We start from the raw sequence: 24,982 nt of genomic DNA, 5'->3' as shown, positions 1-24,982 counted from the left end.
CTCTATAGCGTTAGTGTCGGCTTACATGCCGGCAAACTGTCTTGCGAAGTTGACGATTTGTTTAAGTGAATTGACTTCTTTATTCTTCATTTTCAAGCTGAAGTTTGCTTTCTGTATGTCTCCTGTCACTTCCAGATAAGTGAGGTTGTCGCACAGCGAGAGGGCGGAGGCAGCTTGTTGTCCGCCGAATTGTGCCAGCATCTTGACTACCGGTAAAGAGCAGATAGACTCAATATTGATGATAAAGGCCATGTTCTTTCCTTTGATTTCGGATGCGTATTCGGCTTTGGCGGCAGAAGGATCTGATGCTTTACCGATGCTTTTGTAAAGCAGTTCATCATTGGTTGCATAGAACGTCTTGTCCTTTATGCCGAAGAATACGTTCAGCTTACGCGATTTGTACACATATTCGTTCTCGTTCAATCGGATGATGTCAGCACCTCGTTGCAGACCCAGTTCGTTCTTCTTTTCATAAAGAGCTTTCAGCACATCGTTGTTCTTGGCCTCGGCATAAGCCAGGAAGGCCGGAGCATTTTGCATGGTGACGTTGATCAGTCCTATGGTTATGTCGTTCTGAAAAGCATCGAAAAAGACTTTCAGGTCGTTGAACTGCTTCATGGATATGCTCTTCTGGAAATCTTCGTTTTCTTGAAGGTATTTGAATACTTCTTCTCCGTTGATGCCCATGCTGAACAATGCCAGTGAGGATTGCGGGAAATATTTCAGCAGATTGTTCTGGATAGGGCGTGTTGTAGCTTTGGCCTGTTGTTCCAGCTTTTTCCTCAGTTCATCATTATTGGTATACCATTCGGCTTCAAAGTTTATTTCTCCCTTTTCAAAGCTTAGGCTGCCCAGCAGGAACATCTCTTCCCAGTTCTCGCTGTTCGGCAGTCTTTGTTTCATCATCTGGGCATAGCTGTTTGACAGTTCGTTCAGGGCAATGAATACGTTGATTTCGCCATTCTTCTTCATGGCCTTCTTGAAACCTTCGCTGTTGGCAATGCTTTGTTCGGCAGTCTGCTTCAATAGGTTGCTGACTTGGCCTTTTGCATTTTCCAGCTGTGCCTCTCCGCTATAACTTACCATGACAAGTGCAGAAGGGGTGAATGCCAGTATGGCCTGATTGCTGAGCGTAGCGTAGCGGTATCCGTCGACTTCTGCAACAGTAGAACTGATTTGTTCTTTTTCTGTCACTTGAAGCAGATTCTCTAGATCGTCTTCATTGCTGACTTTGGCTACCAGGGCAGCTTTCATATTGGGAGTATTGAACAGGTAGACTGGCGATTTCAGGTCGATACCTGCTTTATTCGGATCTTTCAGCACCGTTTCCAGCTGTTGGAAAGTGGCTGCATTCATTTCGTTTTTCAATACGTCGGTCAGCTTCTGCAGAGCTTCCTTGTTTTCTTTATCGTCTATGCCGGCTTTTTCACCCAATGATTTGAGGTTGAGTGCTACTACCGACGTGGCATCGGCAGGAATAGCGTTGGTGTACTCCGTTGTTTTGGAACATGAACTGATAAATGCTATCAGTATCGCTAAAACCGATAAATGGAGAAATAAACCTTTTTTCATATCGTTAAAGTGTTAAAAGTGAATATCATTGGTTTTCCAGATTCAATATATGGCAGGCTACCAGTGCTGCTGTTTCTGTCCTTAGCCTTGAGCGTCCCAGGCTGATAGGCTGAAATCCTTGTCCGATAGCTTTTTCTACTTCTTCCTCGCTGAAGTCACCTTCCGGACCTATCATCACCAGTGCATTCTCGCCTTTTCGGATGATGTCTTTTAACAGGGGCTTTTCTCCTTCATAGCAATGTGCAATGAATTTCTGTCCGTCGAAAGGCTGGGCAATGAAGCGGTCGAAGTCGGTCATCTCGTTTAGCTTTGGCAGGCGGGCTTTAAGCGACTGCTTGATGGCGGAGATAAGAATCTTCGAGATACGTTCGGTCTTGATAACCCGCCTCTCCGAAAAGCGGCAATTCAGGAAGGTAAGTTCGTCGAATCCTATCTCGGTGGCTTTCTCGGCAAACCACTCTGTGCGGTCCATATTCTTGGTAGGTGCCATGGCAATGTGCAGATAGCCACTCCAAAGCGGTTCTTGAGCTATGGTTTCCAGTACTCGTACCAAACAGCGTTTGTTGGTAGCGGTACTGATTTCGGCACGATAGAAGTTGCCTTGTCCGTCGGTAAGCATTACTTCGTCGCCTGTTTGAAGACGCAATACCCGTATCGCATGAGCTGCTTCTTCTTCAGGCAGTTCGTTACTGTTTTGTATGTCTGGTGTGTAGAATACGTGCATGTTCGAAATGTTATATTGTATGTGATAGCGCTGAGGTGCCTACATCTTTTTGCGTTGATTGATTTGGTCGCGCAGTTGGGCGGCACGTTCGTAATTCTCGTTTGCTATGGCTTCGGCCAGGGCTGCTTTCAGTGACTCTATGTTTTCTTCTTTGGGTTGCTCGTCCTGTTGTGGAGCCTCGGAGAAGAAATCCGAGCGTATTCCCTCATCTTCCAAAATATCTTCATACACATAGATCGGTGCATGCATTCGCAAAGCCAAAGCTACGGCATCGCTTGTACGCGCATCCATTCGCATGAAGGTGTTGTCCGATTTGAAGTAGACATACGAGTAGAATACCCCATTGTTTACATGATAGATGAGGACTCGCGCCAACTTGACTTTTAATGTTTCGAGTACGGAAGCAAAAAGATGATGCGTCAGGGGGCGTGGAGATGTGATGCCTTTCAGCTCAATGAGCATGTATTGAGCTTCGCTGGTACCGATGATAATGGGCAACTGGCGATCACCGTTTATTTCGCCCAATACCAAGGCGAAAGCTCCAGCCTGCTCCTGACTGTTGGATATGTTCAGAACTTGCAGTTCTATTTTCTTTCTGTTCATTCCGTTACGGTTATAGTTGTTCCGGCCGGTGTTTATATTTGAAGGCAAATGCGAATACAACGGCTACTACCAGTGCATAAGCGGCAAAGGTATACCATGCATATTGCCATTGTTCGATTTGCGGGGCTTCGCTGTTGAAGTCGACAAAATGATTGACTACAGCTTGTGCTCCCAATGTACCGATGGTTGCACCGAATCCGTTGGTCATGATGACAAACAGACCCTGGGCGCTCGACCGTATGCCTTTGTCTGTCTCACGGTCAACAAACAGAGAACCGGATATATTAAAGAAATCGAATGCCACTCCATAGACGATCATCGAAAGGATAAACATCCATACGCCGCTGCCCGGATTGCCAGCACCGAACAAACCAAATCGGAGTACCCAGGCAAACATGGCAATCAGCATCACATACTTGATACCAAATCTTTTCAGGAAGAATGGGATCAGCAGTATGCAGAGTGTTTCGGATATTTGTGACAATGAAATCAGGATATTGGCATGCTGTACACCGAAGGTCTCGGCATATTCGGGAATGCTTCCGAAGCTGCTGATGTAGGGATTGGCAAATCCGTTTGTGATTTGCAGCGATACGCCCAACAGCATGGAGAATATAAAGAAGATAGCCATCTTTTTCTGTTTGAACAATGTGAAGGCACGCAACCCCATTGCTTCTGTAAGTGATTTGCTTTCGCCTCCTTTATTGACAGGACAGGCAGGGAGGGTCAGTGCATAAACGCCGTATACCAATCCGATAAGGGCACAAGCGAAGAACTGGCCGTAATTGTTCTGAAGTCCCAATATATCCACCATCCACATGGAGCAGATGAATCCGATGGTACCGAATATACGGATAGGGGGGAAGTTCTTGATGGTATCAAGCCCGGCTTTGTCCAGTGCCGTATAGGCTACCGAGTTGGAAAGTGCAAGGGTGGGTATATAGAACGCCACACTTAGCGAGTATAAAGTAAAAAGTATGCCGAATTCGACATTGCTTCCGCTGGTCATGCCGTAATAACCTGCCAATGCCATGAATAAAGCCGCTGTAAAGTGACTGAAGCTTAACAGCTTCTGAGCCGGTACCCAGCGGTCGGCAATGATACCCAGAATGGCTGGCATAAATAGGGAAACGATACCTTGCATGGCGTAGAATGTTCCGATATGTGCTGCTTGACCGACGTTGACCAGATAACTGCCCATGGATGTCAGGTAAGCTCCCCACACGGCGAACTGTAGGAAGTTCATAATGACTAAGCGGACTTTGATGTTCATAGTTTTTCTTGTTTTGGATTCTTAAAGATAAACAAATGCTATTTTGTACAGCGTCTTGCAAAGGTACGATACCGGTCGGAGAAATGCAAATAACCTATCACTTTTTTTAGTCTGTCCAGAAAGGGGATTTTTTGATATTTCCGAAGGTTGGAAAAGTGTGCAGAAGCAGCCTGTTTCGTATGCCTGGAAAGGCAGGAATGGAATCTGAAGGGGTATATAAAAAAAGAAGGGTATCTATCCCAGACACCCAATCTTTGTTAACCTTAAATCTAATACCATGAAAAACACAGTGCAAATGTAGAGGTTTTATGTTATATAACATAATAAAACGGCCAAAAAATGCCTTTTCTTAACTCTATTTAAGAATAAAGGGGCCGTATAGCCCCTTTTCTGTTATCTTTTTAAATAATCGGATGTTTTTTTATTCTACGTAGAGTACCAGTCCTTTCAGGTATTCACCTTCGGGGTGATAGATGTTGACCGGGTGGTCGGCAGGCTGGGTGAGCTGGTGCAAGATGCGTACGCTGCGTCCCGACATGGCGGCTGCGGTGAATACGGCCGTACGGAAGTTCTCCTTGCTGACTGCCTGCGAGCACGAGAAAGTGAACAGGATGCCGCCCGGCTTGATTTTCTCGAATGCTTTCACGTTCAGCTTCCGGTAGCCCTGGAGTGCGTTGCGCAAGGCGTCGCGATGCTTGGCGAAAGCGGGTGGATCGAGGATAATGAGGTCGTACTGGTCGCCCATGCGGTCGAGGTACTTAAAGGCGTCTTCGGCATAGGCAGCGTGACGGGTGTCGCCAGGGAAGTTCAGCTTCATGTTCTTGTTGGTCAGGTCGATGGCTTTGGCCGAACTGTCTACCGAGTGTACCAGCTTGGCTCCTCCACGCATGGCGTAGACCGAGAATCCGCCGGTGTAGCAGAACATGTTCAGTACGTTGCGGCCCTTTGCATAGCGTTCCAGCAGGGCACGGTTTTCGCGTTGGTCGACGAAGAAACCAGTCTTTTGTCCTTTCAGCCAGTCGATATGGAACTTCAGGCCGTATTCGGTAGCGATGTTGTCCGTGCTGCCTCCGCGCAGAAATCCGTTTTCAGGGAAGAGGTCGGCTTTGAAGGGCAGTGTCGTTTCCGATTTGTAATAGATGTTGTCGATCTGGTTGCCCATCATTTCGGCCAGTGCTTCGGCTATGGTCATGCGTTCCAGGTGCATTCCTGCAGAGTGGGCCTGCATGACGGCGGTCCGTGCATAAATGTCTATCACCAGTCCGGGCAGGTTGTCGCCTTCGCCATGTACCAGGCGGTAGGTGTTGTTGTCGGGTGCTTCGGCAATGCCGATACTGCGGCGCATGTTGTAGGCTATCTGCAATTTCCGTTTCCAGAAATCGGTGTCGATCGTTTCGTCCTGATTGAATGTCAGTACCCGTACGGCGATGCTGCCTATTTGCCAATGGCCTTTGGCTATGAATTCGTTCTTCGAAGTGTAGATCTCTACTACTTCGCCTTCTATCGGCTCTCCGTCAATGCGGGCGATGGCGCCGGAGAATACCCAAGGGTGAAAACGTTTCAGGGATTCTTCCTTGCCGGGTTTCAGATATACTTTATACATGGATTTATTTTAATTAGTTCGGTTTTCGGGTTCTGTGCTGTCGGCTGGCGGGGTGTCGGGGGCTATTTCGAAGTCGCCCGTCCGTTTCAGTTCCTGCAGCTTGTTGTAGATGTTGAGGCATGCCCAGGCGTCGGTTGCCGCGTATTGTTGCTGGGGAAGCGTCAGTACGTCGGCTTCCCAGTTGGACAGGCGCTGGCTTTTGGATATTTTCTCTCCGAACAGGATGCCGTAAATCTTCTGCAGGCTTTTCTCCTGAATGCCGAAGGGGCGTACAAACTCTTGCAGCTCGATGCAGGAATGCTGTTCGAAGGGGGCACGCTTGTGCAGCATCATGAAGTCGTCTTTCAGTGAGAGGCCTACTTTAATGATGTTGGGATTTTCCAGCAGCAGAATGACGGGCAGTGTGAGGCCTGTCAGGTTCAGCCGGAAAAGGAAGCAGTGCTCGTCCGAGGCGATTTGCAGCAGTGCCACTTTGTAGACGTGGCCTTTGGTGAACGAGGGGCGTGTTTCGCTGTCGATGCCCAGCAGCGGGCAGGTCTTCAGGTAGGCTACGGCTCGTTCGGCTTCTTGTGGAGTTTGTACAACGTGTATCTGGCCGGGGAAGAGGGCTTTGGGCATGTCCTGTAGCTCCTCTTTATTGATCGTTCTTTTGATTACCATAATTACAGCTTGCAGTTAAAGGGTGTGTTCGGTGTTGTAGTCGAGGTCGTCAGTCTCGTCCGACGGATTTTCGTCTTCACTGTCTGCTTGCGCATACTTCACGTCGTGCAGTGCGCGCAGGGTGTTCACCAGCTTTTGTCCCCAGTAGAGGGCAAAGTTCTCCTGACAGATGGCCAGGGCGTCGTTCATGGTTTCGTTCAGTCCCAGCTGGAAGACGAAGATGAAGTCCTTGATGTCCTGATAGATGTCGGCCAGGTCTTCGGAGATATATTTGGTGATGGGTTGGTCGCTGTACTTCATGTCCGACACGAATACGTCCAGGTAGTCGTCCTTTTCGGCCAATATGCCGGCCAGGTTCATGCGTACTATTTCGTATGTCTCTTCCGTGACAAAGTTCTCCGGCATGTCTTCGCCCATCATTTCGCATTTGGGCATCATGGAGGCTTTGAGGTAGAGCAATGGCAGTATTTTTAAGGATGTATCGACGAATGTGGCGCGTTTCATGCCCTCGGCCTGCTCCAGAAATTTACAAAATTCGGCAGCCACGGTTACAAATTCCACTACATTGCGGTCGAATATCACTTGACTTTCTTTTTTCATATCTTTTTAGATTCGAAGCATTAGTCTGCTTATGTTTGGTTTGCAAAGATAGGAAAAAGGTTTGTTTCTTCCTAGAAAAAGTGTGTGATATACTCCTTTGCAAAGGATGTACGGATCATGTGACGGTGTGCGTGGCTGCCGGTAGGATGGCGGGGCAGGTCAGCTGCCCCGGTAAGTGGAATATCCGTAGGGCGAAAGGGTGATGGGGACGTGATAGTGGTTGTTGTCCCTGATTTCGAATACCACTTCGATGAAGGGGTAGAACGTAGATTGCTTCTGTGCCTCGAAGTAGGGGGCCACGTGATAGGTCAGCTTGTAGATGCCTGCGTGGTCGTTTCCGTCTCTTTCCAGGAAGTCTTTCACCCGGCCGTCTTTGTCGGTCAGTTTTTCGTCTACTACGGTCCATTGGGCATCTTTGTCCTGCTTCGACAGGGTGATTCTGACTCCGGGAGCAGGCTGTCCCTGGTTGATGTCGAGGATGTGGCTCGATAGCTGATACTCTTTTGTCTGGCCGAAGGCTGTCAGGATGCTGACGAGCACGGCGGTTGCAAATAAATAGATACGTTTTTTCATGGTCGGTTGGTTTAAATGAAATGAATAATGGTTTAGGTGACAAAGATAATATAAATTGTAATCATTACAAATCTGATTCTTTTTTAGGACTTCTTTTTCCGTTTTATTAAGGCTTTTACTGATATTTTTCGATGGGCCGACTGCCGGTTTCGGCATCTGTCGGATGGACGGAGTGTGTGTCTGTTCCGTTAAGAATATTCTTAGGGCGATAGACTGCTCTATGAGTTCGTTTAACCAATTGATTTAGAGTGTATTTTAGGGTCGTAATCAACCTATACGACTTAGACACCCTAAGTATACGACCGAGGGTACCTAAGTATACGACTGAGGGGGCCTAAGTATACGACTGTGATAGCCTTCCAGTATTGACGGGGGTACGATGTAAAGGAAAATTGCCTGTCGGCCTTGTTCGGGAATCTACGGGCTGTCTGGGCTTGAGTGGTGTGCCTGCCAAACTGCTGGCCGCTTTACATGCAGAGTTCAGCCCGCCGCCGATACCGGGCAGCGAGAAAAACTATTCTTTAGTTCCCGAATTTATAGTTTATTTATTACTTTTGCACCGAACTTAAAGGGCTGTTTGGGTACAGATCTTCTCCGTACGGAGCTAGGGAAGTGCCGGTATCGGCTGCTCCTTTTGCAAGGGGGAGCAACGGGCGGTTTGCGGCAAACCCGGGCAGACTTTCTATACATTATTATAATAGGGAGATTTAATTCATGGCAAAAAAAGGTACAACTAAAGATACGGAGCAGAAACCGACACTGTATCAGAAAATCGTTTCTGCATTCCGAAGTGAGACTATCCGCTTTGTTATAGGACTGGTACTGGTGATTTTTTCCGTCTACTTGTTGCTGGCTTTTTCTTCGTTCTTCTTTACAGGGGCAGCCGACCAGAGCATCATCGACAGCGGCAATGCGCAGGAGTTGGCTTCGGTGAACAATGGAGTGAAGAATTATGCCGGATCGCGCGGGGCGCAGCTGGCCAGCTACTTGATAAACGACTGCTTCGGAGTGTCGTCCTTCTTTATTTTGGTATTTCTGGCCGTGGCCGGACTGAAGCTGATGAAGGTGCGCGTGGTGCGGCTGTGGAAGTGGTTCATAGGCTGTGCGCTGCTGCTGGTGTGGTTCTCCGTCTTTTTCGGGTTTGTATTTATGGACCAGTACAAGGACTCCTTCCTCTATCTGGGCGGTATGCACGGCTATAATGTCAGTAACTGGCTCGTGTCCCAGGTGGGAGTGCCGGGCGTGTGGATGATTCTGCTGTTCACAGCCATCTGTTTCCTTATCTATCTTAGCGCGCGTACCATTATCTGGTTGCGTGGGCTGTTCTCGCTGAATTTCCTGAAGAAAAAGCAGGCAAAGGCAAGTGCCGAAGGCGAGGTGCCCGAAGAGTTTACCGACTCGTGGACCGTCAAGGGCAAGCGTAAGGCCGTGAAGGAGGCCCCTGCATCCGTGCCCGAGGAAGCTGAAGCGGCAGACAACCACGTGGCAGAAGCGGCAGAAGATGCTCCGCGCCACGAGGAAGAACATGCTACCAAGGAATCTGAAGACAATCAGATAACATTGGACTTAGGCGGTAGTCATCCGGAGGAAAGACGTCAGAAGCGGGGCGACGATGAAGTGACAATGACTATCGAAACGCCCGAACCCGAACCGGCCGAACCCCAGCACAAGGCCGAAACTGCCAAGGAACCGGGCTTCGAAGTAGAGGCTGGAGAGGACGAAGAGGAATACCACGGTCCGGAGCTGGAGCCTTACAATCCGCGCCTTGACCTGGAGAATTATCATTTCCCGACAATCGACCTGATGAAGCACTACGACGACAATGGACCTACCATCGACATGGACGAGCAGAATGCCAATAAGGACAAGATTGTGAACACGCTGCGCAGCTTTGGCATCGAAATCAGTACCATAAAGGCGACCGTCGGACCTACCGTAACCCTATACGAGATTACGCCCGAACAAGGGGTGCGTATCTCCAAAATCCGTGGTCTGGAAGATGATATTGCCTTAAGCCTTTCGGCCTTGGGTATCCGTATTATAGCCCCCATCCCCGGTAAGGGAACAATCGGTATCGAGGTGCCGAACTCCAATCCGAAGATCGTGTCGGGGCAGAGCATCATAGGCAGCAAGAAGTTCCAGGAATCGACCTACGAACTGCCTATCGCGTTGGGTAAGACCATTACGAACGAGGTCTTTATGGTAGACCTGGCCAAGATGCCGCACGTACTGGTAGCCGGTGCCACCGGTCAAGGTAAGTCGGTAGGTCTGAATGCTATCATCACCTCCCTGCTTTATAAAAAGCATCCGGCCGAATTGAAGTTTGTGTTGGTCGACCCGAAGAAAGTAGAGTTCAGCATTTATTCCGTCATCGAGCACCATTTCCTTGCCAAACTGCCCGACGGAGAAGATGCCATCATCACCGATGTGACAAAGGTGGTACAGACCCTCAACTCGCTTTGTGTCGAGATGGATACACGCTACGACCTGCTGAAGGCAGCACACGTGCGCAACATCAAGGAGTACAATGAGAAGTTCATTAACCGTCGTCTGAACCCTGAGAAAGGACACAAATATATGCCTTATATCGTGGTTGTGATCGATGAGTTCGGTGACCTGATTATGACGGCGGGCAAGGATGTCGAGCTTCCGATAGCCCGCATCGCCCAGCTGGCGCGTGCGGTCGGTATCCACATGATTATTGCTACCCAGCGTCCTACAACCAACATCATTACAGGTACCATTAAAGCCAACTTCCCGGCTCGTATCGCTTTCAGGGTGTCGGCTATGGTCGACTCACGAACCATTCTCGACCGTCCGGGAGCCAATCAGCTCATTGGCCGGGGCGATATGCTGTTCTTGCAGGGAGCCGATCCGGTGCGTGTGCAGTGTGCCTTTATCGATACGCCCGAGGTGGCAGAGATTACTAAGTTCATTGCCCGTCAGCAGGGTTACCCGACCGCCTTCTATCTGCCCGAATATGTGGACGAGAATGCCGGTGGCGATTTGGGCGATGTGGATATGGGACGCTTGGATCCGCTGTTCGAAGATGCAGCCCGTCTGATAGTTGTTCACCAGCAGGGCTCTACCTCGCTGATTCAGCGTAAGTTCTCCATTGGTTACAACCGTGCAGGACGCATTATGGACCAGCTGGAGAAAGCGGGTATTGTGGGCCCGGCCCAAGGCAGCAAGCCCCGTGAGGTATGCTGCATGGACGAAACCGATCTGGAAATGCGGCTGAACAATCTGCAATAATCGCTTGTTTTCTTTTCTTTAGTTCTTTTATTGGATATGAGTTTGAACAGAATGCGAATCAATATCTTCCTGCTTGTCGTCCACATGCTGTTGCTGACGTCCCTGCCGGCATACTCCCAGCAGACACCGACAGAGGCAGAGACAGTCATGAACCGAACAGCCGAGGCTTTCCGCCAGGCAGGGGGGATCAAAGCAACGTTTACGGTGCGTGCCCGCGAGGGAGTATCAGAAGGTACCATTTACCTGAAGGGAGAGAAGTTTGTCCTCGAAAGCGAAGGAGTGAAAACCTGGTTCGACGGTCGTACGCAGTGGAGCTATGTGGCTTCGAACGACGAGGTGAACATCACGGAACCTACTGCGGAAGAGCTTCAGTCGTTGAATCCTTATGCCTGGCTGTACATGTACAAACAAGGCTACAAACTGAAGATGGGTAAGAATAACGCAGCAGGAAAATCGGCCTATGAAGTGGTGATGAATGCTGCCGATCCGCATCAGGACTTGCAGTGCATCATCCTGTATGTGGCGAAAGACACCTACCGCCCTTTGAAGATAAGCATGGCGCAGCGCGGAGGGAAAAACGCGACACTGATTGTTGTGAATGACTTTCAGACAGGACAGTCCTATCCGGACCGGTTCTTTACCTTCGACAAGAAAGCATATCCGTCGGCCGAGGAGATTGACCTGCGCTGATGTATGTAACAGAGTGAGATTATGAAACGTTTTTATCGTAAATAAAAATACAATATGGAAACAGAAAAAGTAAGATGCCTGATTATAGGCTCCGGTCCTGCCGGATATACAGCTGCTATTTATGCCGGTCGTGCTAACCTGTCGCCGGTGTTGTACGAAGGCTTGCAGCCGGGTGGACAATTGACCACCACTACCGATGTGGAGAACTTTCCCGGTTATCCGGAAGGAATCAGCGGTCCGCAGCTGATGGAAGACCTGCGCAAGCAAGCCGGCCGCTTCGGGGCAGACTTGCGCTACGGTGTAGCTACTTCGGCCGATTTAAACCAACGGCCTTATAAAATAACAATCGACGAAGAAAAAGTGATCGAAGCCGAAACCCTGATTATCGCTACGGGTGCAGCTGCCAAATATCTGGGCCTGGAAGACGAGAAGAAATATGCGGGCATGGGTGTAAGTGCCTGTGCAACGTGCGACGGTTTCTTCTACCGCAAAAAGACGGTTGCCGTAGTAGGCGGTGGCGATACGGCTTGTGAGGAGGCTTCTTATCTGGCCAGTCTCGCATCGAAGGTCTATCTGATTGTCCGCAAGCCTTTCCTTCGTGCCTCTAGAATCATGCAGGAACGTGTGATGAATAATGAAAAAATAGAAGTACTCTTCGAGCACAATGCGGTAGGTCTGTACGGCGAAAATGGCGTAGAAGGTGTGCACCTGGTAAAACGCATGGGACAACCCGATGAAGAACGTTACGACCGTGCCATTGACGGATTCTTCCTGGCTATCGGCCATGAACCCAATTCGAAGATTTTCAAGCCCTATCTGGATACAGACGAAGTAGGCTATATCCTGACCGAGCCGGGTACACCGCGTACCAAGTTGCCAGGCGTGTTTGCTGCCGGCGATGTGGCCGATCCTCATTATCGTCAGGCTATTACCGCTGCTGCCAGTGGATGTAAGGCAGCCATTGAGGCTGAACGCTTCCTCCAGTTGGGAGAATAAAATACAGACCGGTTTATCTGCTAAAGTTCACTTCATGCGGATAAACCGGTCTGCTGATATGTTTCATAGAAAATACTAGTGCTTTTTCTATAGTTAGGAAAAAATATTTCTCTAACTGGAAAAAGATTTTTCTCCAACTGGGGAAAAATATTATCCGATTTTGCTGATCTTTTTCAGCTTCTCTTCATCGATGATTTTTATTTTCCGTCCGTCGATGGTGATAAGGCGTTCGGTTGCGAATTGCGACAACGTACGGATGGCGTTTGAGGTAGTCATGTTGGATAAGTTGGCTAAATCCTCACGCGAGAGATAGATACTTAAGGTGGAACCATCTTCTTCCAGTCCATAACTTTCTTTCAGGAAGAGCAGCGATTCAGCCAGTCGTCCACGAATGTGTTTCTGAGTCAGGTTTACTGTGCGTTCATCGGCAATACCCAAATCGATAGACAGCTGTTTGATGAAAAACATAGCCAGATTGTTGTTTTGTGTCACCAATGTCATGATGGCACTCATGGGTATCAGGCAGATGATGGACGGTTCGAAAGCAGTAGCAGCAGTAACGTAGTCTTCTTTGGCAAAGTAGGCGCGATAACCGAAATATTCAACAGGCTTGATCATGCGGATGATCTGGCTTCGTCCTCCTACGCCATCTTTATATATTTTGACTTTTCCGGTCAGCAGGCACATTAGGTAGGCGGGGCTTTCTCCCTCACAATAAATCACTTCGTTCTTTTTGTAGTTCTGGAGTGTAAAGTGGTTTGAAAGGAACTCCCGTTGCTCCTCATTCAGAGGCGACCACATATCGGCTATTAGTTCCGGAATATTTATATCTGATAAGTTTATTTTCACCATACTGCTGCAAAGCTGTGTTCTACAGCACAAATGTAGGAAGAAAAAATTAAATATTACGCATTTGTTGGAAAAATGTGCAAGGTTTTTTGTAAAGATTCTATTGAAAAATAGAATTGCTATAGAAAAACAGGCTGGACATTCCTGCTTTTGTAGGGCAGGATATCCAGCCTGTATTGTAAAAAAATAGAATATCCGGTTTCTTATTTTGTGAATAAAAGTTCCCTATATTTGGGCAATGGCCATATCTCGTCGTCTATCTCCATTTCCAGACGGTCGATGTGGTCGCGAATGCTTTCCAGATACGGACGTACATTCTCTTCATAAGCGAAAGCTCTATCTTTGTAGTTATCCATGTGGTTGGCTACTTTGCGTGCCTCGGTCATTTCGCGTACTTGCATCTTGATGGCTGTAACTCTTCGTGAGATTTCGCGTATCAGTTCCTTGCGGTCGGCACTGAGTTCTTCGTATTCTTCGGGGGAGAATGTTTCGCGTAGTCCACGCAGATTTTCCAATAACCGGTTCTGGTAGCTGACAGCTGTGGGCACAATGTGATTGATGGCCAGGTCGCCCAACACACGGCTTTCAATCTGAACTTTCATCGTAAATTTCTCCAGTTCTACTTCCAGACGGCTGGCTAACTCTGTTTCGTTGAATATGTGTTCACCAATCAGAACTGCTTTGGCCTGGTTGTCCATATAGCGCATCAGAGCTTCGGGCACATGGCAGATGTTGGTCAGACCACGTCGGGCAGCTTCCTGCTTCCATTCTTCCGAATATCCGTCACCTTCGAATCGGATGGGTTCGGAAGCAATGATGGTTTCCTTGAGAATGCGGAAGATGGCTTCTTCTTTGCTGCTTCCTTCTTCCATGGCTTTGTCTATCGAGGCCTTGAATTCGTTCAGCTGGTTGGCCATGGCTGCGTTGATGGCGATCATGGCTGCAGCACAGTTGGCTGACGAACCTGCAGCTCTGAACTCGAAACGGTTTCCTGTGAAAGCAAATGGAGAGGTGCGGTTGCGGTCGGTAGTATCCAGTAATATTTCGGGGATACGGCCGATGCCCAGTTTCAGCGTTGTTTTCTCTTCGGCTGTCATCTTGCTATTGCTTATCTGACGTGTGAATTCGTCAAGAATGCTGCTTAATTGTTTGCCTAAGAAGATGGACAGAATAGCGGGAGGTGCTTCGTTGGCTCCTAAACGATAGCTGTTCCCTGCGCTGCTGATAGAGGCACGCAACAGATCCTGGTTTTTGTAGACCATCATCAGGACATTGACCAGGAATGTGAGAAACAGCATGTTGCTTTTGGGGTTTTTGCCGGGAGCAAACAGGTTAATACCCGTATCTGTACACAACGACCAGTTGTTATGTTTGCCGGAACCGTTGACCCCGTTGTAGGGTTTCTCGTGCAGTAACACGGCGAAGTTGTGCTTGCGGGCAATTCGCTTCATCAGGTCCATTACCAGCTGGTTATGGTCGTTGGCCAAGTTGACGTTCTCGAAAATGGGCGCTAACTCGAACTGGTTGGGAGCTACTTCGTTGTGGCGGGTTTTTACGGGAATGCCTAATTTGTGGCACTCTATCTCCAGTTCCTTCATGAAGGCTGTCACTCTTGGGGGAATAGAGCCGAAGTAATGGTCTTCGAGCTGCTGGTCTTTGGCCGACGAGTGGCCCATGAGTGTACGCCCGGTCAGGCAAAGGTCGGGGCGGGCATTGTAGAGGGCCAGATCGACCAAAAAGTATTCCTGTTCCCATCCTAGATTGGCAAATACTCTGGTGACGTTTTTGTCAAATAGCTGACATACTTCGGTTGCGGCTTTATCTACGGCAGCAAGAGCTTTCAGCAAAGGTGTCTTGTAGTCCAGGGCTTCTCCTGTATAGGATATAAAGATAGTAGGAATACAGAGGGTGGTATCTACCACAAAAGCCGGTGACGATACGTCCCATGCGGTATATCCGCGTGCTTCGAATGTGTTACGGATGCCCCCGTTGGGGAAAGATGAAGCATCGGGCTCTTGCTGGATAAGCAGTTTGCCTGAAAAGCGTTCGATCACTTCAGCGTCTTCGCCGAACTCGATGAATCCATCGTGCTTCTCGGCTGTTCCGTCGGTCAATGGCTGAAACCAGTGGGTGTAGTGGGTTACATTCAGCGATTTTGCCCAGCTTTTCATTCCGTTGGCAATTAAATCTGCCATTTCGCGGCTGATGGGAGTGCCTTTTTCTATGGCATCTGTAACCGCTTTGTAAGCTTCTTTAGGCAGATATTCCTGCATTTTTTTTCGGTCGAAAACGTGGCTGCCGTAATAATCGGACAGCTTGTTTGAGGGGATTGTGACTTCCAGAGGACGGCGATTGGCCAGCTCCTGTAAAGCAAAAAATCTCATTTTTGACATAGTTGCCTTCTCTTTTTGTTGGTTGTTTGGCTGCAAAAATACACCTTTTTTTCTATATTTGCCCCTGTCTATAATAAGATATTACGGGTGAAACGTTTAATATATATATGGATTGAATTTATGGTGCTGCTTTTGATTGTTGCGGAAGCGGCAGCAAAAGACATCTCTAATATATACGGTAAACGTGGCGTTTCAGCCGATTCGATTATGGAAAAAGTTATCTTCTTTGCCCCATTTTATGAGAGTATAGTAAACGAATATCGTGCAGAACTGTATATAAAAGGAAGAGTCAATATCCGGAAAAAGAATCATATAATTCGTTTTTTACCTACTATGTTCCGGATACGGAAGGGGGTGAACGAATATATGATGGAGACTTACAGTGATCTGCATTTTACGGCTCCGGATATTTATGACCAAAAGGTAAAGGCTGGTGTGGGTACTGCTTCGGAATTTTGGGAAGCTGACGGCCGGTTGTTGGAGTACTTTCATATTAATATATATTCGTCTACGTTGCTTTATGATAAATTGCTTTCGCCCTTGGCTAGCAATGCGAAAAAATACTATACCTATTATATTGATTCGATAATGGGACCGGAATTTAACCGGCAATATAAGATTCGTTTTATTCCTAAAAGCAAGAGTTTCCAGCTGGTTGGTGGCTATATGGTGGTTAGCGATAACGTGTGGAGTGTTCGTGAGATCCGTTTTGCCGGTCGTTCCGAGATGTTTCGTTTCGATAATCTGTTGCAGTTGGGGGAAGTGGGAGCACCAGATGAATTTCTGCCGGTTCGCTACATGGTAGAAGGTTCTTTCCGGTTCTTGGGGAATGTAATAGATGGCAGCTATACAGCTTCGCTTAAATATAGTGAGATATCTCAAAAGGATACCGGTCGGGAGGTCGAAGAGCAGAAAAAGGAAAAGTATGATCTGACAGAATCTTATACGTTGAGTAACGATACGAATGCTTATCAGCGTGATACGGCCTATTTCAACTCGTTGCGTCCTATACCGTTGACTCAGCATGAGCAGTCGTTGTATCAGGACTATTTTTTGCGGCGCGACACGGTGGGGGTAACGAAAAAAAAGTTGAATAAGAACCTGGAGTTTTGGGGGCAAATTGGTGATGCATTGATCAGTCGGTATACGGTCAATCTGGATAAACTGGGTAGTGTCAGATGTTCTCCTTTAATCAATCCTTTTTTGCTGAGTTATAGTGGATCGAACGGAATTTCGTATCGTCAGGAATTCAAATACAACCGTTTGTTTCCTGGTGACCGTCTTCTGAGAATAGTGCCCCGGATCGGTTATAACTTTAAGCAAAAGGAGTTCTATTGGAGGGTAAGGAGTGACTTTGATTATTGGCCTCGTAAACGGGCTGCTTTGCATGTAGAGTTGGGTAATGGTAACCGTATTTACAGTAGTGATGTACTGGATGATTTGAAGGCTATTCCTGACAGTCTGTTTGATTTCAATCAAATTCATCTGGATTATTTTAATGACTTGTATCTGAATGTGGAGCATAGTTGGGAGATAGTTAATGGACTGACATTGGACGTAGGTTTGTCAATCCACCGTCGTACAGAGGTCGAACGTTCTAATTTTGATATTGTGTTTCCCGATACGCCTCCTACACGTTTAGTCAGTGATGGTCAGTCGTATCTTCCGGGGTTTGATCCGGAAATACTGAACAAGTTTCGCCATACCTATAACAGTTTTGCGCCAAGAGTGCGCTTAACCTGGAAACCGGGACAGTATTATTATATGAATGGAGACCGTAAAGTGAATCTGCATTCCAAATATCCTACTGTGTCGGTTGATTGGGAGCGTGGAATAAAAGGAGTGCTTCAGAGTTCAGGAAGTTATGAACGGGTTGAAGTCGACTTTCAGCACAATGTACCGTTGGGTTTGATGCGTGATTTATATTTCCGTTTGGGATGGGGAGCATTTACACGGCAGGAAGAACTTTATTTTGTCGATTTTGCCAATCTGCGTCGTTCCAATCTGCCTACCGGTTGGAATGATGATATTGGTGGGGTGTTTCAACTGTTGGATGGCCGTTGGTACAACTCGTCTCGAAAATATGCGCGTGCTCATGCGGTTTATGAGGCTCCTTTCCTTCTTATCAGGCACCTGAATAAATATACGCAATATGTGTTGAACGAACGTTTGTATTTCAATATGTTGTTTGTCCCTCACTTGAATCCTTACTTGGAGCTTGGATATGGCATTGGCACTCATGTCTTTGATTTTGGCGTATTTACAAGTTTTGCCAATTGGAAGTATCAGGAAATAGGTGTGAAGTTTACGTTCGAGCTGTTTAACCGTTAATTATAAAAAGGTGTGATATCATTAATGGTTGAAGTCGCCTTTTTTACGAGGCTCTATTTTTATGGAAGTCTTTAGACTTTTTCTCAATGTTTTTAGATTGAAGTTTTTGTTGTTCAAGAAAATACTATTATCTTTGCGCCCGATTTATTGAGTCAATATAAAGTCTCACTTAATTAACGAGTTAAACAAACAATTTTATTAATGGAAAATTTAAAAAATGTTGCTCCCATTGAAGACTTCAACTGGGATGCGTACGAAAACGGTGAAGCCGTATCAAATGTAAGTCATGAAGACTTGGAGAAAGCGTATGACAATACGCTGAACAAAATTAACGACCGTGAGGTTGTTGACGGTACCGTGATCGCAATGAACAAGCGTGAAGTAGTTGTGAACATCGGTTACAAATCAGACGGTATCATTCCGATGAGTGAATTCCGTTACAATCCGGATCTGAAAGTAGGTGATACAGTAGAAGTATTCATTGAAAATCAGGAAGACAAAAAAGGACAGCTGGTTCTGTCTCACCGCAAAGCTCGTGCTACTCGCTCTTGGGATCGTGTTAACGCAGCTTTGGAGAACGAAGAAATTATCAAGGGTTACATCAAGTGCCGTACCAAGGGTGGTATGATCGTAGACGTATTCGGCATCGAAGCCTTCTTGCCGGGTTCTCAGATTGATGTGAAGCCTATCCGTGACTACGATGTATTCGTAGGTAAGACTATGGAATTCAAGGTTGTTAAGATCAACCAGGAATTCAAGAACGTAGTTGTTTCTCACAAGGCTCTTATTGAGGCTGAACTGGAACAACAGAAGAAAGAAATCATCGGTAAGCTCGAAAAAGGACAAGTTCTTGAGGGTACCGTTAAGAATATCACTTCCTATGGTGTATTTATCGACCTGGGTGGCGTAGACGGTTTGATTCATATCACAGATCTTTCTTGGGGCCGTGTTAGCGATCCGAAAGAAGTGGTTGAACTCGACCAGAAACTCAATGTTGTTATCTTGGACTTCGACGATGAGAAGAAGCGTATTGCATTGGGCTTGAAGCAGCTGACTCCGCATCCTTGGGATGCTCTTGATCCGAACTTGAAGGTTGGCGATCATGTGAAGGGTAAAGTAGTTGTGATGGCTGACTACGGTGCATTTATCGAAATCGCTCCGGGTGTTGAAGGTCTGATCCACGTTTCTGAAATGTCTTGGAGCCAGCATTTGCGTTCTGCACAGGACTTCATGAAAGTTGGTGACGAGGTAGAAGCTGTAGTATTGACACTGGATCGTGAAGAACGTAAGATGTCTTTGGGTATCAAACAGCTGAAACCGGATCCATGGGAAACTATCGAAGAGAAGTATCCTGTAGGCAGCAAGCACACTGCTAAGGTTCGTAACTTCACTAACTTCGGTGTATTCGTTGAAATCGAAGAAGGTGTTGATGGTTTGATTCACATCTCTGACTTGTCTTGGACGAAGAAAGTTAAGCATCCGTCTGAGTTTACTCAAATCGGTGCCGATATTGAAGTTCAGGTATTGGAAATCGACAAGGAGAACCGTCGTCTCAGCTTGGGTCACAAGCAGCTCGAAGAAAATCCTTGGGATGTATTCGAAACCGTATTTACTGTAGGTTCCGTACACGAAGGTACTATCATCGAAATGTTGGATAAGGGCGCTGTTGTAGCTCTGCCTTATGGTGTTGAAGGTTTCGCTACTCCGAAACACCTCGTTAAGGAAGACGGAACTCAGGCACAGCTGGATGAGAAACTGCCGTTCAAGGTTATCGAGTTCAACAAAGATGCAAAACGCATCATCTTGTCTCACAGCCGTATTTTCGAAGATGCTGCAAAAGCTGAAGAAAGAGCCGAAAAGAAGGCTGCTAAGAAGGCTAACAGTAAGAAAGAAGAAACTCCGGTAATCCAGAACCAGGCTGCATCTACTACATTGGGTGACATCGACGCTCTGGCTGCCTTGAAGGAGCAAATGGAAGCTGAAAAGAAATAATCGGTTTTATTGCGTAAATTTTTAAACTAGGATAAGAAGGGCGCTTGTCGAAAAAACAAGTGCCCTTTCTTTTATTGTAACAGGATGGAAAAGTTTGAGCTACATATTTTGGGATGTGGATCAGCACTGCCTACTACACGGCATTTCCCGACTTCGCAAGTGTTGAATGTACGTGATAAATTGTACATGATTGACTGTGGAGAGGGTGCACAGTTGCAGTTTCGTAAATCACGCTTGAAGTTTTCGAGGCTGAATCACATTTTTATATCCCATTTGCACGGTGATCATTGTTTTGGATTGCTGGGCCTGATTTCTACGCTCAATCTTTTGGGACGAACGGCCGAGCTTCATATTTATTCACCTGTCGGTTTAGAGCAGTTGTTGCAGCCAATGCTCGACTTCTTTAACCATCAGATGACCTATAAGGTGATATTTCATGAGTTTGAAACGAAAGATTCACTTTTGATATACGAAGACCATTCGATTACAGTAACTACTATTCCTTTACGCCATCGGATGCCATGTTGTGGCTTTATATTTGCAGAGAAGCCTCGCCCCAGTCATATCGTGCGTGAGATGATAGACTTTTATCAGGTACCGCTTTACGAACTGAACAGGATTAAAAACGGAGCCGATTATGTGACGCCCGACGGTGAAGTCATTCCTAACTCCCGCCTGACTCGTCCTTCGGATTTGCCACGGCGTTATGCTTATTGTTCTGACACCTGTTACCTTCCACACCTGGTTTCACAATTGAAAGGAGTAGACCTGTTATTTCATGAAGCGACTTTTGTCAACGCGGATGCTTCCCGGGCTAAAGAGACTTTTCATACCACTGCCGGACAGGCGGCACAATTGGCACGGGATGCGGAAGTAAAGTCTTTGCTGATCGGGCATTTTTCTGCCCGTTATGAAGATGAAAGCTGCCTGCTGGAGGAAGCAAGGAGTGTTTTCCCACATACACGGCTTGCGCAAGAGACGTTGTGCGTACAGGTAGGAGAGACTTTCTTTCAGGCCTGAATTAAACTTTTATTCGGAACAGATGTCTAAACGATAAATATGCATAGATAAATATGAATTCACCTTATAACGAACGCGAGGTGTTGGCACTTTTGCAAGACGAGAGCACACAAAAGCGAGGATTTGAGATGATTGTTGCCAAATACAGCGAACAGTTGTATTGGCAGATCCGTCGTATGGTGCTTTCACACGAAGATGCCAATGATTTGCTTCAGAATACTTTTATCAAAGCATGGACTAATATAGATTATTTTCGGGCCGAGGCGAAAATATCCACTTGGCTCTATCGTATAGCTTTGAATGAATGCCTTACTTTCCTGAACAAGCAGCGCGCCATGTCTACCGTCTCGCTGGACGATCCGGATGCAAACGCTATCGGGCGGCTGGAGAGTGATCCGTACTTCTCGGGCGACAAGATACAGCTGGCTTTGCAGAAGGCTTTGCTGACTTTGCCGGAAAAGCAGCGTATGGTGTTCAATCTGAAGTATTATCAGGAAATGAAGTACGAGGAAATGTCTGAGATATTTGGAACTTCTGTAGGGGCTTTGAAGTCGTCATATCATTATGCCGTGAAAAAGATTGAAAAATTTTTAGAGGATGAATATTAAACCTTCTATCAGAAATACTATCTAAACATACAGAAAGGAGACTTTTTATGAAAGAAGAAGATTACATTTTGAGAAAGGTGGGAACGGAGAATTCTTTCCGTGTGCCTGAAGGATATTTTGAAGGACTAACTTCGGATATAATGAATAAGCTTCCTGAAAAAGAAAAGCCTGCTTTTGTGCAGAAAGAGCCAACAATGTGGGACAAGGTGAAGCCGTGGCTGTATATGGCTGCCATGTTTGCGGGAGCAGCTTTGATTATCCGGGTAGCTTCTGCCGATCGCCAGCCGGCTTCGAATGCCGATTATGTAGCGGCTGAAGAGACCGACAAAGAAATGCAATATATCAACGAGGTGGTAGATAACTCTATGTTGGACGACTATTCCTTGTATGTCTACCTCTCTGATATGGAAGCAGAATGAGACAAGGATTTTAATACTTAGAATAGAATGATGAAAAAACTGAGTGTACTGATTGTGGTGTTGTGCAGTCTGGTTTCTGTAGCTTGGGGAGCAGACGGGTGCGATCAACACCGACTGAGCAGGGAAGAATTTCGTGCTAAGCAGCAAGCTTTTATCACGCAACATGCCGGTTTGACCAAAGAAGAAGCTGATAAGTTTTTTCCTGTTTATTTCGAATTACAGGATCGTAAGAAGCAGCTGAACGATGAAGCATGGGACTTGCTTCGCAAAGGTAAAGACGAAAAGACTACAGAAGCCCAATACGGCGAGATTCTGGAAGGTGTCTATGACGCCCGCATGTCTGCCGACCGTTTGGATAAGACTTATCTTGCAAAGTTCAAGAAGATTCTTTCTTACAAGAAGATTTATCTGGTTCAACGGGCCGAGATGCGTTTTCAGCGGGAACTTCTAAAAGGAATGCAGCGCAATGACAAAAAACCTGGCAAACCTCAAAGAAGATAAGACTGAGCCGGCAATAGGTATAAATATATAGTGAAATGATTTTTTTGAAGGGTACATGTGTGAGGCATGTACCCTTTTTTAGTATGCTCGGTTGTGCGGGAACGAGGAAGAACCGCCGTATGCAGATGCATACGAAGATTATGATTCTTCAGTCTTTTCTGCCTGCTTTTCCAGTTCCTTCGCTTCGTTCCACAGTTTGTCCATCTCGGCCAGACTCATGTCGTGCAGGTTGCGGCCTTCCTTGATGGTGTGGGCTTCCAGATAGTTGAAGCGGCGGATGAATTTCTGGTTGGTGTGTTCCAGCGCGTTGTCCGGATTGATCTTGTAAAGGCGGGCAGCATTGATGAGGCTGAACAGAACGTCGCCGAACTCTTCTTCGGCTTTCTGTTTGTCCATATTGGCTACTTCGGCCTGAAACTCCTGAATCTCTTCTTTCACCTTGTCCCATACCTGTTCGCGTTCTTCCCAGTCGAAGCCTACGTTGCGTGCCTTGTCCTGAATGCGATAGGCCTTGATGAGTGTAGGCAAGGCAGCAGGCACACCACTCAACACGGTTTTGTTTCCACCTTTTTCTTTCAGCTTCAGCTGTTCCCAGTTTTCCACTACCTGAGCGGCGCTTTCGGCTTTGGCATCGCCGAATACGTGCGGATGGCGGTAGATGAGCTTTTCGCAGAGGCGGTCGCAGACGTCCTTGATGTCGAAGTCGCCTGTCTCGCTGCCTATCTTGGCGTAGAAGGCCACGTGCAGCAGAACGTCGCCCAGCTCCTTGCAGATGTCCTGCTTGTCGTCGCGCATCAGGGCGTCGCACAGTTCGTACGTTTCTTCAATGGTGTTGGGGCGCAGACTCTCGTTGGTCTGTTTGCGGTCCCACGGACATTTTTCGCGCAGTTCGTCCAGTATGTCGAGGAAGCGTCCGAAAGCTTCCATCTGTTCTTTACGTGTATGTTGCATCATCGTTGTTGGTTTTAAAAATCTCGGGCAAAGGTACAAAGTTTTTTTCAGATAAAGTGCTGAGAACGAAACATTAGTAGTTTCCTTCCGTTTCCAGCTTAGGAAACTCCCGTTTCCTGCTTAGGATACGGCCGTTCCCTCCTTAGGATACGAGCGTTTCCTCCTTAGGGAACGGGCGTAACCTCTTGTGGAAACGGAGAGGATAACAGAGGTGGATGAGGGAAACTGAGTTTAGTGTTTGTCCTTCTGCCTCATTTCGTACGAAATCAGCAGTCCTACCACTTGCGAATAGTTCTGTCGTCCGCTTTCAATCTTGTTGCCTTTCAGGTAGAGGTCGTACATCCAGTCTTGTATCGAGCCGATGAGGGGACTGTACTTTTCAGTCCAGTACAGTCGGTTCTGCTCGTAGACTTCGACCACTTCGGGACGGATGCGGCCGGCAAGAGCTTCGAATTCTTCCTGCGTGAGCAGTGGGCGGGCGTTGGACAGCACGTGAGGCAGCAGAGACAGGTAGCCGCTGAAGCGCATGGCTTGCCAGCGGGAACGGCTGCACACCTGATAGGCGTAGAAGTTGGCCTCGGCCTCGCTGGTGATGCCCAGCAGGTGGGCCAGTTCGTGGGTGTAGGTGGCAGGGTACTGGTTGGGCAACAGGTCGCCGTTGACGGTGAATTCGCAGAAGAACGGCCCCATGCTGCCCGTCACGCCCACGGCAGAAATGAGTGGTGTGAAAACCATGGTCTTCACACGTGGTTGCGGATGGAAAGGCCGGTGTACGGCCAGTTCGGGGGCTATGCTGTTGTAGCCTTCGACGGCGGCGTCGCGTATCAGTCGTTTATCGGTGAGGGGGTGAGGCGTGAAGCTGGCATTCAGGCTGTCGATGTAGCGGTCGGCGAAATCCAGAAAGACTTCTTTGGAGTATTCGGCCGGCTCGATGCCGGTACGCGCGTAAAATCCCGGTTGCGAGTAGTTCAGTCCCCACGTCAGGTAGAACCAGGCATACACCCAAAGCAGATATTCGCCCACCTTGCGAAGCGCACGCAGCAGTTGCTGCTTGCGGCGGACGACGGCATAGACCGGATAGAGCACTACCCATGCGATGCTGAGGGCTATGAACACATCGCCGATGGCAAAGGGGAAGAGGGCCGAGAAGGCCGAAAGTACATAAGCGATGCCGGGGTAGAGGTGCTGGGCATACCACTGTCCCCACGAAGGAATCTGCTGGGTCAGGACGACGTACAGCAACAGAAGCAGCAACAGGCCGTGACGGGGGCTGACATGCGAGCGTATGCGTGTGAACGTGCGATTCATATAAAGCGGATGTTTTTTTAGAAGAATGCTCCGGCAAAAGTAATACTAATTTTGAAAATCC

The 24,982-nt window shown here is 47.5% G+C and carries 21 protein-coding genes; 9 read left to right on the top strand and 12 right to left on the bottom strand.

Annotated features, from left to right (window positions below; all coding sequences use genetic code 11):
• Positions 1–21: 21 nt before the first annotated feature.
• From BQ5591_RS15385 to uraH, 8 genes are all read right to left on the bottom strand, one after another.
• The gene (locus BQ5591_RS15385; protein WP_071150000.1) at positions 22–1,572 is read right to left on the bottom strand and encodes a DUF4836 family protein; all 1,551 of its coding nucleotides are present in this window, start codon (positions 1,570–1,572) and stop codon (positions 22–24) included.
• Positions 1,573–1,597: 25 nt separating this feature from the next.
• Complete coding sequence (locus tag BQ5591_RS15380; protein WP_071149999.1) at positions 1,598–2,296, bottom strand: 16S rRNA (uracil(1498)-N(3))-methyltransferase; 699 nt, start codon at positions 2,294–2,296, stop codon at positions 1,598–1,600.
• Positions 2,297–2,335: 39 nt separating this feature from the next.
• The gene (locus BQ5591_RS15375; protein WP_071149998.1) at positions 2,336–2,899 is read right to left on the bottom strand and encodes a bifunctional nuclease family protein; all 564 of its coding nucleotides are present in this window, start codon (positions 2,897–2,899) and stop codon (positions 2,336–2,338) included.
• Between the two features lie 10 nt (positions 2,900–2,909).
• On the bottom strand, positions 2,910–4,172 hold the full coding sequence (locus BQ5591_RS15370) for an MFS transporter (RefSeq protein ID WP_071149997.1): 1,263 nt from the start codon (positions 4,170–4,172) through the stop codon (positions 2,910–2,912).
• A gap of 421 nt (positions 4,173–4,593) precedes the next feature.
• Positions 4,594–5,775, bottom strand: coding sequence for a class I SAM-dependent rRNA methyltransferase (locus BQ5591_RS15365; protein ID WP_071149996.1), 1,182 nt, complete (start codon positions 5,773–5,775; stop codon positions 4,594–4,596).
• 9 nt (positions 5,776–5,784) lie between these two features.
• Entirely contained in the window at positions 5,785–6,435 is a 651-nt protein-coding gene (locus BQ5591_RS15360) for a 3'-5' exonuclease (RefSeq protein ID WP_022162079.1), read from the bottom strand.
• 15 nt (positions 6,436–6,450) lie between these two features.
• The gene (locus BQ5591_RS15355) at positions 6,451–7,035 is read right to left on the bottom strand and encodes a DUF5063 domain-containing protein (RefSeq protein WP_071149995.1); all 585 of its coding nucleotides are present in this window, start codon (positions 7,033–7,035) and stop codon (positions 6,451–6,453) included.
• A gap of 159 nt (positions 7,036–7,194) precedes the next feature.
• Complete coding sequence (gene uraH / locus BQ5591_RS15350) at positions 7,195–7,608, bottom strand: hydroxyisourate hydrolase (protein ID WP_022162081.1); 414 nt, start codon at positions 7,606–7,608, stop codon at positions 7,195–7,197.
• A 714-nt stretch (positions 7,609–8,322) separates the two neighbouring features.
• On the opposite strand from uraH, the gene BQ5591_RS15345 reads away from it, so the two are divergent.
• Genes BQ5591_RS15345 through trxB form a run of 3 tightly spaced genes read left to right on the top strand, consistent with a single transcriptional unit; the run spans position 8,323 to position 12,549 of the window.
• Positions 8,323–10,863: an FtsK/SpoIIIE family DNA translocase gene (locus BQ5591_RS15345; protein WP_071149994.1), complete on the top strand. Its 2,541-nt coding sequence runs from the start codon at positions 8,323–8,325 to the stop codon at positions 10,861–10,863.
• A 36-nt stretch (positions 10,864–10,899) separates the two neighbouring features.
• On the top strand, positions 10,900–11,553 hold the full coding sequence (locus BQ5591_RS15340; protein WP_394331809.1) for an outer membrane lipoprotein periplasmic chaperone LolA1: 654 nt from the start codon (positions 10,900–10,902) through the stop codon (positions 11,551–11,553).
• A gap of 54 nt (positions 11,554–11,607) precedes the next feature.
• Positions 11,608–12,549, top strand: a complete 942-nt coding sequence (trxB, locus tag BQ5591_RS15335; RefSeq protein ID WP_071149992.1) for a thioredoxin-disulfide reductase — start codon at positions 11,608–11,610, stop codon at positions 12,547–12,549.
• Positions 12,550–12,699: 150 nt separating this feature from the next.
• Here trxB and BQ5591_RS15330 read toward each other — a convergent pair whose 3' ends face one another.
• Together BQ5591_RS15330 and BQ5591_RS15325 are read right to left on the bottom strand one after the other, a co-directional pair.
• Positions 12,700–13,401: a Crp/Fnr family transcriptional regulator gene (locus BQ5591_RS15330; RefSeq protein ID WP_071149991.1), complete on the bottom strand. Its 702-nt coding sequence runs from the start codon at positions 13,399–13,401 to the stop codon at positions 12,700–12,702.
• A gap of 200 nt (positions 13,402–13,601) precedes the next feature.
• Complete coding sequence (locus BQ5591_RS15325) at positions 13,602–15,791, bottom strand: glutamine synthetase III family protein (RefSeq protein WP_022162086.1); 2,190 nt, start codon at positions 15,789–15,791, stop codon at positions 13,602–13,604.
• A 120-nt stretch (positions 15,792–15,911) separates the two neighbouring features.
• Here BQ5591_RS15325 and BQ5591_RS15320 point away from each other — a divergent pair, with 120 nt between their 5' ends.
• From BQ5591_RS15320 to BQ5591_RS15295, 6 genes are all read left to right on the top strand, one after another.
• Positions 15,912–18,122: a DUF5686 family protein gene (locus BQ5591_RS15320; RefSeq protein WP_083380998.1), complete on the top strand. Its 2,211-nt coding sequence runs from the start codon at positions 15,912–15,914 to the stop codon at positions 18,120–18,122.
• A 201-nt stretch (positions 18,123–18,323) separates the two neighbouring features.
• On the top strand, positions 18,324–20,114 hold the full coding sequence (gene rpsA, locus BQ5591_RS15315; RefSeq protein WP_071149990.1) for a 30S ribosomal protein S1: 1,791 nt from the start codon (positions 18,324–18,326) through the stop codon (positions 20,112–20,114).
• An 84-nt stretch (positions 20,115–20,198) separates the two neighbouring features.
• Entirely contained in the window at positions 20,199–21,134 is a 936-nt protein-coding gene (locus tag BQ5591_RS15310; protein ID WP_071149989.1) for a ribonuclease Z, read from the top strand.
• A gap of 53 nt (positions 21,135–21,187) precedes the next feature.
• A complete protein-coding gene (locus BQ5591_RS15305) occupies positions 21,188–21,742 on the top strand; it encodes an RNA polymerase sigma factor (protein ID WP_022162090.1) in 555 nt (184 codons plus the stop codon).
• Positions 21,743–21,789: 47 nt separating this feature from the next.
• The gene (locus tag BQ5591_RS15300) at positions 21,790–22,161 is read left to right on the top strand and encodes a hypothetical protein (RefSeq protein WP_022162380.1); all 372 of its coding nucleotides are present in this window, start codon (positions 21,790–21,792) and stop codon (positions 22,159–22,161) included.
• 30 nt (positions 22,162–22,191) lie between these two features.
• Entirely contained in the window at positions 22,192–22,662 is a 471-nt protein-coding gene (locus BQ5591_RS15295; RefSeq protein WP_071150761.1) for a hypothetical protein, read from the top strand.
• Positions 22,663–22,800: 138 nt separating this feature from the next.
• On the opposite strand, the gene mazG is transcribed toward BQ5591_RS15295, so the two are convergent.
• Positions 22,801–23,613 carry a nucleoside triphosphate pyrophosphohydrolase gene (gene mazG / locus BQ5591_RS15290; protein WP_071150760.1) on the bottom strand — a complete coding sequence of 271 codons (813 nt, stop codon included), beginning with the start codon at positions 23,611–23,613 and terminating at the stop codon, positions 22,801–22,803.
• A gap of 231 nt (positions 23,614–23,844) precedes the next feature.
• A complete protein-coding gene (locus BQ5591_RS15285) occupies positions 23,845–24,921 on the bottom strand; it encodes a DUF3810 domain-containing protein (protein WP_071149988.1) in 1,077 nt (358 codons plus the stop codon).
• Positions 24,922–24,982: the final 61 nt, after the last annotated feature.

The organism is Bacteroides ndongoniae, from assembly GCF_900108345.1.
Taxonomy (GTDB): domain Bacteria; phylum Bacteroidota; class Bacteroidia; order Bacteroidales; family Bacteroidaceae; genus Bacteroides; species Bacteroides ndongoniae.
The sequence above is the reverse complement of the archived record's forward strand: the minus strand, read 5'-3'. Positions and strand labels throughout refer to the sequence as shown.